This window comes from Kosakonia pseudosacchari (assembly GCF_015167415.1).
In the GTDB taxonomy this organism is placed as follows: Bacteria; Pseudomonadota; Gammaproteobacteria; order Enterobacterales; family Enterobacteriaceae; genus Kosakonia; species Kosakonia pseudosacchari.
The window spans coordinates 4,767,609-4,781,939 of sequence record NZ_CP063425.1 but is presented as its reverse complement, the minus strand read 5'-3'; the positions used below and the strand labels follow the sequence as shown (position 1 = coordinate 4,781,939).

Here is a 14,331-nt window from a genome sequence, read left to right as displayed (position 1 = left end):
TACGCATGAAAATCAGTGATGGCAACTGGCTTATCCAGCCTGGTCTGACATTGATCCAGCCGGTTCAGGTGTTCGATGTCGAACAACAGGATAATGAGATGGTGGTCTATGCCGCTCCGCGCGATGTGCGCGAGCGCACCTGGCAACTGGATACGCCGCTCTTCACCCTGCACTTTTTCTCGCCGCAGGAAGGGATTATTGGTGTGCGCATCGAGCATTTTCAGGGTGCGCCAGACCGCGGCCCGCACTTCCCGCTCAACGTTGCGCAAAACGTCCACGTGGAAATGCGTAACACCGAAGAGTTTGCCGAGTTGCAAAGCGGCGCGCTCAGCGTGCGCATCGCGAAAGGCGAAAACTGGGCGCTCGATTTCCTGCGCGATGGCGTGCGTATCACCGGTAGCCAGTTAAAAAACAACGGTTACGTGCAGGACGGCAACAGCTGTCGCAATTATATGTTTGAGCGGCTGGATTTGGGTGTGGGCGAAACGGTATATGGCCTCGGCGAGCGCTTTACCGCACTGGTGCGTAACGGGCAAATGGTGGAAACCTGGAACCGCGATGGCGGCACCAGCACCGAACAGTCATACAAAAATATCCCCTTTTATCTCACCAATCGTGGCTACGGTGTGCTGGTAAACCATCCGCAAGCGGTGGAGTTTGAAGTGGGTTCGGAGAAAGTCTCCAAAGTGCAGTTCAGCGTTGAGGGCGAATATCTCGAATATTTCGTGATCGACGGCCCTGCACCGCAGGACGTGCTGAACCGCTATACGCAATTTACCGGCCGCCCGGCGTTGCCGCCTGCGTGGTCTTTCGGTTTGTGGCTTACCACCTCGTTTACCACCAACTACGACGAAGCGACGGTTAACAGTTTCATTGACGGCATGGCGGCGCGTCAGCTACCGCTGCACGTTTTCCACTTCGACTGTTTCTGGATGAAGGCTTTCCAGTGGTGCGATTTTGAGTGGGACCCGGTGACCTTCCCGGACCCGGCCGGGATGATCAAACGCCTGAAAGCGCGCGGGCTGAAAATCTGCGTCTGGATAAACCCTTATATCGGCCAGAAATCCCCGGTTTTTCGTGAACTGAAAGAGAAGGGATATCTGCTAAAACGTGCTGACGGTTCGCTGTGGCAGTGGGACAAATGGCAACCGGGGCTGGCGATTTACGACTTCACTAACCCGGAAGCCTGCCGGTGGTACGCGAATAAACTCAAAGGCTTAGTGGCGATGGGCGTGGACTGCTTCAAAACCGACTTTGGCGAGCGCATCCCGACCGATGTGGTATGGCATAACGGCGCGTGTCCGCAGAAAATGCACAACCATTACGCCTACATCTACAACGAGCTGGTGTGGAACGTGCTGAAAGAAACCGTTGGCGAGCAGGACGCGGTGCTGTTTGCCCGCTCGGCGTCCGTCGGTGCGCAACAGTTCCCGGTTCACTGGGGCGGCGACTGCTACGCCAATTATGAATCGATGGCGGAAAGCCTGCGCGGTGGGTTATCGATTGGCCTGTCCGGTTTTGGTTTCTGGAGTCATGATATTGGCGGCTTTGAAAACACCGCACCTGCACATGTTTACAAACGCTGGTGTGCCTTTGGCCTGCTCTCCAGCCACAGTCGTCTGCATGGCAGCAAATCTTACCGTGTGCCGTGGGCGTACGATGATGAGTCCTGCGATGTGGTGCGCCACTTCACGCAACTGAAATGTCGCCTGATGCCATACCTTTACCGCCAGGCTGCTTTGGCACACGAATCCGGTTTGCCGATGATGCGCGCCATGATGCTCTCCTTCCCGGACGACCCGGCCTGTGACTATCTTGATCGTCAGTACATGCTTGGCGATGCATTACTGGTTGCACCGGTGTTCAGCGAAGCGGGCGACGTCCAGTTTTACCTGCCGGAAGGGCGCTGGACCCACTTGTGGCACAACGACACATTAACCGGCAGCCGCTGGTATAAACAGCGCCATGACTTTATGAGCCTGCCGGTGTACGTACGGGATAACACATTGCTGGCGCTCGGCAGCAATGATCAGCGCCCGGACTACCCCTGGCATGACGGCACCGCTTTCCAGCTGTTTGCGCTGGAAGAGGGACGGGAGGCGTTGTGCGCCGTGCCGGATGCCAGCGGCGCAGTGATCTTCCGTTTACGGGCCAAACGCAACGCGGGTGTGATTACCGTGCATAGCGAAGGCGAGGGTCATAACTGGACGTTGTGCCTGCGCAATATCGCGCAGATCGCCGGTGTACAAGGTGCTACGCAGTCTGGCAGCGAGTCAGGCGTGGTGATTACGCCGCAGGGTGAGGAGATCCGCATTACGCTGTGAATTTTTTGCTACGCGTCATTCCTCTCCCGCGAGGGAGAGGAAATGGCATATTCAGGGGGCTGGTTGAGGTGATGGCGCTGACGGGGCTTCTGCTGGCGGCGTGACCACACCACCGGATACCACGCCGCCGTGCATGCTCTGCTTGATTTGCTGTTTCTGCACGTTAATGGCAGAAAGCTCGGCGTTCACCGACGGTTTAAGCGGCGCATCGGCGCGTACGCTGCCGCTGGCGGTGAGCTGTAAATTCCCGTCGCCGCTGATCGGCAGCGCCGGCCAGCCCCACTCCTGTAACACATTCACCGGCACGCCGCGCCCGTTCAGGCTGAGATTCACGCTGCGATCCGGTGTTTGCGCAACCACGGCTTTCGCTTCCAGCAGACCCTGGCCGGTAAAAGCGCTCAGTTCGGTGATGTTAACGACACTGCTGTTGGCATTCAGCGCCAGCGACGGGCGGCGCACATCCACGCGGTTAAAGGTGGCGGCGGCGGCATTCAGCTTCGCTGTGCCACCCCATACGCCCCATTTGCGCTCGCGCACCAGTTGCAGGTTATCGCCGTAGCCGTCCAGCGCCGTCAGTTGCCACGGAAAAGCCGGATCGATATCAATCACCAGATTGCGGCTGGCGCTGAATTTTTTCAGCGTTACGGTGTTCAGCCACGGTGGTAAATCCTCCATCCATAGCTGCTTCCAGTTTTCCGGCAGGGTGTATTCCAGCCCGGCGAAAGCGGTGTCGTCCAGCACCAGCGCATGACCTGCGCGATACCAGTTGCCGGAGGTGCGCACCATGCCGTTTTCCCAGCGCGAAGTGAACTGTTGCAGTGCAATGCCCTGCGGCGAGAAGTTGGCATTGAGGATCGGATCGAACAGATGCAGCGAACCGTAAATAAATTCGCTGGCATTCATCGACAGCCTGCCATCTTCGCTTTGCCAGTCGCCTTTGGTCAGCGTCAGATTGCGCAAACTTAAATCCAGATCGGTGACGGCCCAGCCCGGCCCCTGCAAACGGGCGTCTGTCACTTCGACACGGCCAATTTTCAGCGAGGGTAACGTCGTCAGTGGGCTAAAGAAATCGAGCAGGGATTTATCACTTTGCAGGCGGATATCGTTCAGCCGCAAATTATTCACTACCCAGCTTCCATCCGCCGCGCGTTGCGCATCGCCGGTCAGAGAGCCGCGCGCCATATCCGCGCCAATAGTGGTGAGCGTGACGACATCTTTATCGATACTACCCTGAATAAGCACATTACTGGCGGGAACGCCGTTTAAGGTCAGCGAACCGGCACTCATCTGAATTTGCGCCTTGCTACCCAGCACATTGCCAGCAACCGGCTGCCACGGCGCAACGCCGCCGGTGACGCGTTGAGCGCTGAGATCCCAGCCGGTGGTCGGGCTGTTAAAGGCCATATTGGTCAATTGCAGGCGATCGGCCTGGAAGGGCAGCGGCGCGGCGGACGGGGAGAAATTCAGCGTGCCGTCCTGTAACAAAATGGTGTCGGCGTGCAGCGGATCGGTAATCTGGCGGCTGCTCAGGCCAATATCCACCGTTTTGGCGACCAGCGTTGCGGGTTGGCCTTTGCGGCCAAAATTCACGCCTTTTAACAACACATGGGAAGGGGAGGAGAAGCGGTGATCCATCGCTTCAAAGGTCAGGTGATAGCCGCTGTTATCATTCACCCACTTGCTGACCTGCGTTGCGCCCCAGCGCATTTGCAGCAGGAAATAGCAGGCGATGACCGCCACAAGCAGAGCGATAACAACGAAAAGGAGCAGCTTTCCAAGAAATTTCATGATCTTCCATCCCCAGTTGCCAGTCTGGCAGTTATGCACGATTTATGCGCAATGCTCAAGGGCGGAATGATGAAAGGAGATTACGGCGGCAACGGTTTTCGTCCCGTTGCCGCAGGGTTTATCAGTTTTTCTCTGGCGGAAAAATCAGATTCAGTACAATCGCGGTGATCCCACCTGCGGCAATGCCGGAAGAGAGCAGATTTTTCAGCCAGTCCGGCGCGAATTGCAGGATCTGCGGCTGCTGGGAAACACCCAGGCCCACAGCCAGCGACAGCGCGATAATCAGGATCGCACGGCGGTTCAGCGGTTCACGGGAAACAATGCGCACACCGGATGCGGCGATAGTACCAAACATCACCAGCGTTGCGCCGCCCAGCACCGGCTCAGGCAGTTGCTGCACAAACGCACTCACCGCCGGGAACAGGCCGAGCACCATCAGCATCACCGCGATGAAGAAGCCGATATAGCGGCTGGCAACGCCGGTCAACTGAATAACGCCGTTGTTCTGGCCGAAGCAGGAGTTCGGGAAGGTGTTGAAAACAGCGGAAACAAAGGAGTTGAGGCCATTTGCCAGCACGCCGCCTTTCAGGCGTTTCATATACAGCGGGCCAGCGACGGGCTGCTCGGAAACGTCAGAAGTGGCGGTGATATCACCGATGGTTTCCAGCGAGGTGATCATAAATACCAGCATCAGCGGCAGCAGCAGGGTCCAGTCAATGCTCAGGCCGTAGTAAAGCGGCGTTGGCACCATAAAAGACGTTGCCGGTGCGCTATATTCCGGCAGCATGCCCATAAACATCGCCAGCACATAGCCAACCGCCATGGCGATCACCAGCGATGCAATGCGCAGATACGGATTGCGCTGGCGGTTAAGCAGAATAATCAGCCCTAAAACCACGCCTGCCAGCAGCAGGTTTTTCGGCGCGCCGAAGGTGTGGTTGCCCATCGCGGCAAAACCGCCGCCAACGGAGGTCAGCCCCACCTGGATCAGCGACAGGCCGATAATCATCACCACCACGCCGGAAACCAGTGGAGTAATAATGCGACGCGCAAACGGCAGAATGCGGGAGACGACCATTTCAGTGCAGCTGGCCAGCATCAGGGTGCCGAACAGCGCAGCCATCATCGTGGGCACGTCCGCACCGCCGGTTTTCAGCGCGGTACCACCCATAATCAGTGGCGCAACAAAGTTAAAACTGGTGCCCTGAATTGAGAGCAACCCGGAGCCGACCGGTCCCCAGGCTTTGATCTGGATAATAGAGGCGACGCCCGAGGCGAACAGCGACATGCTGATAATGTGCTGAGTGTCCTGAGCCGGTAAACCCAGCGCCTGGCAGATGAGCAGCGCGGGCGTGATAACGCCAACAAACATCGCCAGCAGGTGCTGTAACGCGGCAAACAGGGTCTGCGGCAGCGGCGGGCGATCTTCAAGGCGGTAGATCAGTTCGCTGGGTTGAGTCTGCGCAACCGGTTGCGCACTTTCTGACTCGATGGTGTTTACGGACATCTCAAGCAATCCCCTGATGGAAAAGCGCTGATTTTATCGGACTGTTTGGTAAAAGCAAACGGTTGCTTTGCTAAAAACATACTTTTCTAAGGGGTGTTATTTTTACGGGATAAGATTCTAAAACTCAGGCGTTGGAATAGCGTTCTGTTTCCGGCATCCAGCGGTCAATCAGCGCTTCGGCAAGCTGCGGATAACGTTCATGAATATGACGCGCTACCCGTTGCACTTCCGGGATCATCGCCTGGTCGCGCAGCAGGTCGGCGACTTTGAACTCCGCGTTGCCGGTCTGGCGGGTGCCAAGCAGTTCGCCGGGGCCGCGAATTTCCAGATCTTTTTGCGCAATCACAAAGCCATCGTTACTGTCGCGCAGCACTTGCAGGCGCTTTTGCGCGGTTTTGGAAAGCGGGGATTTGTAGAGCAGTACACAGTGCGACGCAACCGCGCCGCGCCCGACGCGACCTCGTAGCTGGTGGAGTTGCGCAAGTCCCAGCCGCTCCGGGTTTTCGATAATCATCAGGCTGGAATTCGGTACATCGACGCCCACTTCAATTACCGTGGTGGCGACCAGCAGATGCAGCTCACCCTGTTTGAATGCCTGCATTACCGCCTGTTTTTCTGCCGGTTTCATGCGGCCATGCACCAGGCCGACATTCAGCTCCGGCAACGCCCGTTTTAACTCTTCCCAGGTCGCTTCCGCCGCTTGCGCTTCCAGCAGGTCGGACTCTTCAATCAGGGTACAAACCCAGTAGGCCTGGCGGCCTTCACCGGTGCAGGCGCTGCGCACGCGGTCAATAATCTCGTTGCGGCGTGTATCCGGAATGGCGACGGTAGTGACCGGTGTACGGCCCGGCGGCAGTTCGTCGATCACTGAGGTGTCGAGATCGGCGTAGGCAGTCATCGCCAGCGTGCGCGGGATCGGTGTTGCGGTCATGATCAACTGATGCGGGTGAAAACCCTGTTGCTGACCTTTTTCCCACAGCGCCAGCCGCTGGTGAACGCCAAAGCGGTGCTGTTCGTCGATAATCACCAGCGCAAGGCCGTTAAACTGCACCTGTTCCTGGAAAATCGCGTGGGTACCCACCACCATTTGCACCTGACCGCTGGCGATCGCTTCCTGCTGCGCCTGCCGTGCTTTACCTTTTTGCTTACCTGCCAGCCAGCCCACTTCCACGCCGAGCGGGGCAAACCAGGTGCGGAAATTGTTGGCGTGCTGCTCGGCGAGCAGTTCGGTAGGCGCCATCATCGCCACTTGTTTGCCATTGGCAATCGCCCGCAGCGCTGCCAGCGCGGCAACCAGCGTTTTACCGGAACCGACATCGCCCTGCACCAGGCGCATCATAGGTATATCCAGCGCCATATCGCGTTCGATCTCCGCGACCACGCGCGCTTGTGCGCCAGTGGGTTTAAACGGCAATGAAGCCAGCAGGCGCTTTTTCAGTTCATCTTTGGCGCTGAGCGGTTGCGCATGATATCGCTGCGCGCCAGCGCGCAACGCTAGCATGCTGAGGTTGTGCGCCAGCAACTCTTCAAGGATCAAACGGCGCTGCGCCGGGTGCTGCCCGCTTTCCAGATCGCTTAATCGCAGCGTAGGCGGCGGGCGATGCAGCGTATGCAGCGCCTCTGGCAGGCTCATCATGCCCTGCGCCAGTTCCGGCGGCAGCAGTTCGTTGATAGCACAGGTCGCCAGCAGTTCCAGCGCCTGATCGGTGAGCTTGCGCAATGTCGCTTGTTTGACGCCTTCGGTGGTTGGATAAACCGGCGTCAGGGTTTCCTGCAATTCCGGTGTGCTGAGATCGCCCTGCACGCGGTATTCGGGATGGATCATCTCCGCGCCATACTTCCCGCGTTTCGCTTCCCCGTAGGCCAGCACACGGCGACCGGTGGCGAGACTGTTTTTCATCGCCGCGTTGAAGTTGAAGAAACGCATGGTGAGGATGCCGGAACCGTCGCTAATCTGGCAGGTCATCATCCGGCGGCCGCCGAAGGTGATATTGCAGTTCAGCACCTCGCCTTCCACCGTGGCGTAAACGCCCGGCAGCAAGTCGGCAATCGGGTAAAGCTGGGTGCGATCTTCGTAGCGTAGCGGGAGATGAAGCAGGAGATCCTGAACGGTATGCAGGCCGATTTTCGCCAGCTTGCTGCTCTGCGCCGCGCCGACACCCGTCAGCGAACTTAATGGCACCGCATCGAGCAGCTTACCTTTCATTGTTTATCCTGCCGCCTGCATGGTTGCCCACCACGTCGGGTCGGCTTCGATTTGGCCTTCCGTATTAACGTGAGGGTAAGGCAGGCCCTTGCGTTTCGCGACTCTCGCCAGCACCGGGTAGCCGCCTTCAAACAGCAGGCGTTGCTGAACTTCATCCGGCAACATGCTGTTTTCACGCTCATACATACCGGCGTTTTGCCGCTGGCGCTGCGCTTCGTAAAGGATCAAGGCGGATGCCACAGAAACATTCAGCGACTGCACCATGCCAGTCATCGGGATGATGATGTCCCGATCCGCCAGATCCAGCGCTTCCTGAGTGATCCCGGTTTTCTCCTGGCCCATCAGAATGCAGGTCGGGCGGGTGTAATCGATCTCGCGAAAATCAACGGCGTTATCAGACAGATGGGTGGCGAGGATTTGCATGCCGCGCGCTTTCAGCACGCTGACGGCATCGGCAATGGTGCGGTGGGTTTTCACTTCCACCCAACTGTTGCTGCCCGCAGCGGACGAGGCCATGGTGCGCATGCGGTTACCCGGCCAGACGGCGTGGACTTCATGCACGCCAACGGCGTCCGCGGTGCGGATAATGGCGGAGACGTTATGAGGTTTGTGAACCTGCTCCATGCAGACCGTCAGGTCAGGCTGACGCCTGGCGAGCATCTCGCGGATACGCGCATAACGCTGAGAATTCATAAAGTTAGTTTCGGTTGCGGGTGACTTTTATCACATCCGGCATCACGCGGATTTTACGCATAATATTCGCCAGATGAACGCGATCGCGCGCCGTCAGACGGATGAACGCGCTGTAAACGCGGCCGTCTTTCTCTTCGGTATTCAGGCTTTGAATGTTCGAAGAGGCCGTATTAATCGCTGCCGTCAGGTTCGCCAGTGCGCCCTGATGGTTAAACATATCCACTTTGATCTCGGTGATAAATTCCTGCGCGGTCTCTTTATCCCACTCGACTGCCATGAATTTCTCTGGCTCTTTCTGGTAGCCACGAATGTTGCGGCAGGACTCATGGTGAATAACCAGCCCTTTGCCGGGGCTGACGTGCGCGACAATCGGGTCGCCAGGAATCGGGCGACAGCATTTAGCAAAGGTGATCAGGACGCCGTCTGCGCCTTTAATTGGCAGATGACCGCTGCCTGAGGTGGCCTGTGTTGCTTGTACGGCTTCCCCTTGTTGCAGGTTTTTTGCTACCACGACGCTCATGGCGTTGCCGAGGCCGATTTCTGCCAGCAGATCGTCGAGCGAAGCGAGTTTCATGCGATCCAGCTCGCGCTGCACATGTTCCTGCGGGATTTCAGCCAGTTTACGGCTGCCGCCCAACGCGTGATTCAGCAGACGGCGGCCGAGGCTCACCGAGTCGTCACGCTTGAGGTTTTTCAGCATCTGGCGGATTTTGGCGCGCGCTTTCGAGCTGACGACAAAGTTCAGCCACGCGGCATTCGGGCGTGCGCCCGGTGCGGTGATGATTTCTACCGTCTGACCGCTGGAAAGCGACTGCGACAGCGGATACGGCTGGCGGTCAACGCGCGCGCCAACACAGGCATGGCCGATATCCGTATGCACCGCATAGGCGAAATCCACCGGCGTCGCGCCAGCGGGCAGCTCGACAATACGGCCTTCCGGGGTGAAAACATAAATCTCATCGGGGAAGAGATCAGATTTGACGCTCTCGATAAATTCAAACGAACTACCGGCGCTCTGTTGCAGCTCCAGCAGGCTTTGCATCCAGCGCTGGGCGCGGATTTGCGCGGTGGTACTGCTTTCGCCATGCTCTTTATATGCCCAGTGCGCGGCAACCCCCATTTCTGCCATCTGATCCATATCTTCGGTACGGATCTGCACCTCAACCGGCACGCCATGCGGGCCAATCATTGAGGTGTGCAGAGACTGATAGCCGTTCGCCTTGGGGATAGCGATATAGTCTTTCACACGGCCAGGACGCGGCTTGTACAAGCTGTGCATCTGACCCAGAACGCGATAACAGGTATCCAGATCGTGAACAATCACGCGGAAGGCGTAGATATCCATGATCGAGTGGAAACGCTGCTCTTTCAGCACCATTTTGCAGTAAATGGAGTAAAGGTGCTTTTCGCGACCGCTGACGCGGCAAGGAATACCCGCTTCCTGTAAACGCCCTTCGATTTCCGAGAGGATTTTTTGAATCATCTCTTTACGGTTGCCACGCGCGGCTTTCACCACTTCTTTAATAACGCGGTAGCGATTTGGATACAGCGCCTCAAAACCCAGCTCTTCGAGTTCGGTTTTGATGTGATGGATACCCAAACGGTGCGCCAGCGGACTATAGATTTCGAGGGTTTCACGGGCGATGCGGCGACGCTTGTCCGGGCGAAGAGAGCCCAGCGTGCGCATGTTATGAGTGCGGTCGGCAAGCTTGATAAGAATGACGCGGATGTCCTGCACCATCGCCATAATCATCTTGCGAAAGTTTTCAGCCTGCGCTTCTTTCTTATCCTGAAACTTGAGCTTATCAAGCTTCGACACCCCTTCCACCAGCTCGGCAACGCTTTTGCCAAACAGCTGCTCCATATCCTGGTAGGTGGCGGGGGTATCTTCAATCACGTCATGCAGAAGCGCAGCCATCAGCGTTTCGTAGTCGAGTTTCATCTCGGCCAGAATACAGGCCACTGCGACCGGGTGCGTGATATAAGGTTCACCACTTGAACGTGTCTGTCCCTCGTGAGCGTCACGTGCAACGAGATACGCCTGCCTGAGACGTTTGATTTGGTCTTCAGGCAGATAGTGTTGAATCAGCTGATTCAGGCTTTCAAACAGATACAAGGGTGACCTGCAGGTTAATTAACGACGACCTTCAGCAATGGCGGTTACGGCCTGCAGTTCTGCGGCTTCCTGCTCTTGCTGTTCCTGACGCTCACGGACGTCGAGGATCTGGTTGTTGATCAGACCTTCTTCGATTTCACGCAGCGCGATAACGGTGGTTTTATCGTTTTCTTCCGGGACTAACGGATCTTTACCGCCAACCTGCATCTGACGAGCGCGACGCGCGGCGACCAGCACCAGGTCAAAACGGTTACCTACTTTCTCTACAGCGTCCTGAACAGTTACGCGTGCCATAATTAAAATGCTCCACAGGTGAAGAAATGACTGGGCATGATACTGAAACCAGGCTCAGTCTGCCAATAGTTTGCTGATTAAAGCGTCATGTCGCTGCTTTTGGCGGCTCATGCGCAGACGTTCGGCGCGAATAATGGTTTTCAGATCGCCTAAAGCGGTATCGAAATCATCATTCACAATCAGGTAATCATATTCCGCGTAATGGCTCATTTCCGCAACTGCCTGCGCCATACGTTTCGCAATGACCTCTTCGCTATCCTGGCCGCGCCCGCGCAAGCGGCGATCGAGCTCCAGCTTCGACGGCGGCAGAATAAAGATGCTGCGCGCCTGCGGCATACGGGTACGAATTTGCTGCGCACCCTGCCAGTCGATATCAAGAAATACATCTACGCCAGTTGCCAGCACTTGCTCAATGGCGGCGCGCGAAGTGCCGTAATAGTTACCAAAGACTTCGGCATGCTCAAGAAACGCATCGTCGCTAATCATGGACTTAAATTCGTCATGGTTAACAAAGAAATAGTGTTCACCGTGCACTTCCCCCGGACGCGGAGCGCGCGTGGTGTGCGAAACAGAAACTTGTGTGTCGTATAACGGTTGGGTTTTTAGCAAAGCCTGGATGAGGCTTGATTTACCCGCGCCGCTAGGGGCGGAAACAATATAGAGCGTGCCTTGAGCCATGAGAGTCTTTTGTATGTGAATTGCGAAAGGAAACTTACATACGTGCCTATTATACACATCGGCGCTATGTGACGTAGCCTTTGTCACACTTTTTCCCGCTAAGTTTGAAGTTTTGCGGCCTGCTTTCCTGTTTTGTTTGCAAATTTTCATCGCGGCAGTGAATTGCCGGAACCCTTCTCGCAATCTCTCTCTTTCCACGTCGTCAGCACCGGGTTGGCCACGCTATAACAGCGGCGCTATCACAAGGAGAAGGGATGATGTGGAAAAGAACCGGATTCGCGGTATGTCTGTTGCTATGGAGCCTGTCCAGCCTGGCGGTGTGTCCTGTCTGGTCGCCCTCAAGAGCGCAAGATGAAGTAAGCCGTCTTCAACAGCAGCTTGCCCAATGGAATGAGCACTACTGGAAGCAGGGAGCAAGCGAGGTCAGTGACGCGGTTTACGACCAGCTCAGCGCACGGCTGGCAGTCTGGCAACGCTGTTTTGCACTTGAACCCGTAAATTCAGCACCTGTCTTACCCGGCGGCAGTGTGAAACATCCTGTCGCACATACGGGTGTACAAAAACTGGCGGGTAAGCAAGCGCTACAGCGCTGGATGGCGGGAAAAACCGATCTTTGGGCGCAACCAAAAGTGGATGGCGTCGCGGTGACGTTAATCTATCGCAATGGTGAACTGGCGCAGGCGATCAGTCGCGGCGATGGGCTGGCGGGCGAAGACTGGACGGCAAAAATACGCGCTATCCCATCGATTCCTGAAACGGTGAGTGGCGCGCTGGCAAATAGCGTATTGCAGGGTGAACTGTTTTTACGCACAGAAAACCATATTCAGAAACAGGCCGGTGGACTTAACGCCCGCGCAAAAGTTGCCGGTGCGATGATGCGTCGCGATGAGTCCTCTATTCTCAATGATCTGGCGTTTTTCGTCTGGGCATGGCCAGACGGCCCGGCAACGCTGGCGCAAAAGCTGGTGGAACTCAGCAAAGCTGGATTTAGTCATGAAGCGCAATATAGCGTGCCAGTGAGTACGGTAGAAGATGTGGAAAAACTGCGTAGCCGTTGGTTTACCTCTGAATTACCTTTCGTCACCGATGGCGTGGTGGTGCGTTCGGGAACCGAACCGGCGGGAAATACCTGGCTACCGGGGCAGGGCAATTGGGTGGTGGCATGGAAATATGAACCACCCGAAGAAATTGCAACCGTAAAAGATATTCAGTTTGCCATTGGACGTACCGGTAAAATTTCCGTGGTGGCTCTGCTGGAACCGGTACAACTCGATGACAAGCGTGTTCAGCGGGTCAATTTGGGTTCAGTCAGACGTTGGCAAGAGCTGGATGTTGCGCCTGGCGATCAAATCGCTATCAGCCTTGCAGGTCAAGGGATCCCGCGCATCGACAGCGTGGCGTGGCGTTCACTTGTTCGCGATAAACCCGTCCCACCTGCGCCTCGTTTTACTCCGTTGACCTGTTTTTATGCCTCAGCGGAATGTCAGGAGCAATTTATTGCCCGCCTGGTGTGGCTCAGCTCACCAAAAGCGCTGGGAGTTGAAGGGCTTGGCGAAAGCGGCTGGCGGGGTTTAAATCAGGCGCATCACTTTGAACATCTTTTTTCATGGCTGGCGCTGACAAAAGAGCAATTACAGTCGACGCCTGGCATTTCGCCGGAACGCGGTTTACAGCTCTGGCATCGCTTTTCGCTGGTACGAGAAAAACCGCTTATTCGTTGGCTAATTGCACTGGGAGCACCGCTGCCGCAGCCTGCGCTGAAAGTCACTGCTGATACAACATGGCAGCAAATGCGCACGCGTAATGAAAAGGAGTGGCAGCGTTTTCCGGCAATTGGTGCTGAAAAAGCCCGGCAGATCGTTGCCTTTATGCATGCCTCCGAAATTAAAAAACTTTCGGCCTGGTTGAGTGAACAAGGAATAAAGGCATTTCAGTGAGTGCTGTGCTTGTAGTGGAACACGGGCAAGCCGAGCTTCCAGCGGATAGCCAGTAACCGCGTAATAAAGCCAAACAGCAAGGTTGCAATTACCACCATATCGTGGCTGGGAACCATATGACCCAGAACGATATAGAGTACGGCAGAGGCGAAGGCGATCCCGGCGTACAGCTCTTTTTGAAATACTAACGGGATACGTTTGCAGAACATATCCCGTAAAACACCGCCGAAGACGCCGGTGATCACTGCAGCAATCACGGCGATAACCGGGCCTTCACCCATGTCGAGGGCAATCTGTGCGCCGATGATGGAAAACACCACCAGACCGAGGGCATCAAGTACCAGAAACAGACGGCGCAGATGCGGCATCACCGGCGCGAAGATCGTCGTTAATACTGCTGCTGCGGCAACAATAACGACATATTCCGGGTGTTTTACCCAGCCGAGCGGGTAGTGACCCAGCAGGATATCGCGTACCGAGCCGCCGCCCAGCGCCGTTGCTGTGGCGATAATTATCACGCCAAAGGTATCCATTCTGCGTCGGCCTGCCGCCAGTGCGCCGGTCATCGCCTCGGCCGTGATGCCAATCAGATAGAGAATGTGTAACAGCATGCGCTCCCCCGTAAATCAGAAGCGGCAGGGTAGCGATTAACACTCAGGGATGCGATTGAGATTTTCTAAGGGGTGTGATTTTAAATAAGTTTAACTAATGTGTTGTTCGGAGTTTGTATTGGATTATCTGTATGATTTTAAAAATTAAATAGAAGTGCGTAGGGCAGGTAAATGGCA

The 14,331-nt window shown here is 56.2% G+C and carries 10 protein-coding genes; 2 read left to right on the top strand and 8 right to left on the bottom strand.

The window, feature by feature from the left end:
* Positions 1-5 precede the first annotated feature (5 nt).
* Positions 6-2,324 carry an alpha-xylosidase gene (yicI, locus tag IP581_RS22675; protein WP_193821420.1) on the top strand — a complete coding sequence of 773 codons (2,319 nt, stop codon included), beginning with the start codon at positions 6-8 and terminating at the stop codon, positions 2,322-2,324.
* 51 nt (positions 2,325-2,375) lie between these two features.
* Here the strand turns inward: yicI and IP581_RS22670 are convergent, their stop codons facing one another.
* The 7 genes from IP581_RS22670 to gmk all read right to left on the bottom strand — a co-directional run bounded on the left by IP581_RS22670 (position 2,376) and on the right by gmk (position 11,606).
* Positions 2,376-4,112 (bottom strand): AsmA family protein, encoded by a 1,737-nt coding sequence (locus tag IP581_RS22670; protein WP_193821419.1) that lies wholly within the window; start codon positions 4,110-4,112, stop codon positions 2,376-2,378.
* A 121-nt stretch (positions 4,113-4,233) separates the two neighbouring features.
* Positions 4,234-5,619 carry a nucleobase:cation symporter-2 family protein gene (locus tag IP581_RS22665; protein WP_086872378.1) on the bottom strand — a complete coding sequence of 462 codons (1,386 nt, stop codon included), beginning with the start codon at positions 5,617-5,619 and terminating at the stop codon, positions 4,234-4,236.
* Positions 5,620-5,743: 124 nt separating this feature from the next.
* A complete protein-coding gene (gene recG / locus IP581_RS22660) occupies positions 5,744-7,825 on the bottom strand; it encodes an ATP-dependent DNA helicase RecG (RefSeq protein ID WP_193821418.1) in 2,082 nt (693 codons plus the stop codon).
* A gap of 3 nt (positions 7,826-7,828) precedes the next feature.
* Entirely contained in the window at positions 7,829-8,518 is a 690-nt protein-coding gene (gene trmH, locus IP581_RS22655) for a tRNA (guanosine(18)-2'-O)-methyltransferase TrmH (protein WP_193821417.1), read from the bottom strand.
* 4 nt (positions 8,519-8,522) lie between these two features.
* Positions 8,523-10,634 carry a bifunctional GTP diphosphokinase/guanosine-3',5'-bis pyrophosphate 3'-pyrophosphohydrolase gene (spoT, locus tag IP581_RS22650; protein ID WP_086872384.1) on the bottom strand — a complete coding sequence of 704 codons (2,112 nt, stop codon included), beginning with the start codon at positions 10,632-10,634 and terminating at the stop codon, positions 8,523-8,525.
* 18 nt (positions 10,635-10,652) lie between these two features.
* Positions 10,653-10,928 (bottom strand): DNA-directed RNA polymerase subunit omega, encoded by a 276-nt coding sequence (gene rpoZ, locus IP581_RS22645; RefSeq protein WP_007369481.1) that lies wholly within the window; start codon positions 10,926-10,928, stop codon positions 10,653-10,655.
* A 54-nt stretch (positions 10,929-10,982) separates the two neighbouring features.
* Positions 10,983-11,606: a guanylate kinase gene (gene gmk / locus IP581_RS22640; RefSeq protein ID WP_097399804.1), complete on the bottom strand. Its 624-nt coding sequence runs from the start codon at positions 11,604-11,606 to the stop codon at positions 10,983-10,985.
* A 257-nt stretch (positions 11,607-11,863) separates the two neighbouring features.
* Here gmk and ligB point away from each other — a divergent pair, with 257 nt between their 5' ends.
* The gene (gene ligB / locus IP581_RS22635) at positions 11,864-13,543 is read left to right on the top strand and encodes an NAD-dependent DNA ligase LigB (RefSeq protein ID WP_193822740.1); all 1,680 of its coding nucleotides are present in this window, start codon (positions 11,864-11,866) and stop codon (positions 13,541-13,543) included.
* Here the strand turns inward: ligB and IP581_RS22630 are convergent.
* Entirely contained in the window at positions 13,537-14,154 is a 618-nt protein-coding gene (locus IP581_RS22630; RefSeq protein WP_193821416.1) for a trimeric intracellular cation channel family protein, read from the bottom strand. The genes ligB and IP581_RS22630 overlap by 7 nt on opposite strands.
* Between the last annotated feature and the right edge of the window lie 177 nt (positions 14,155-14,331).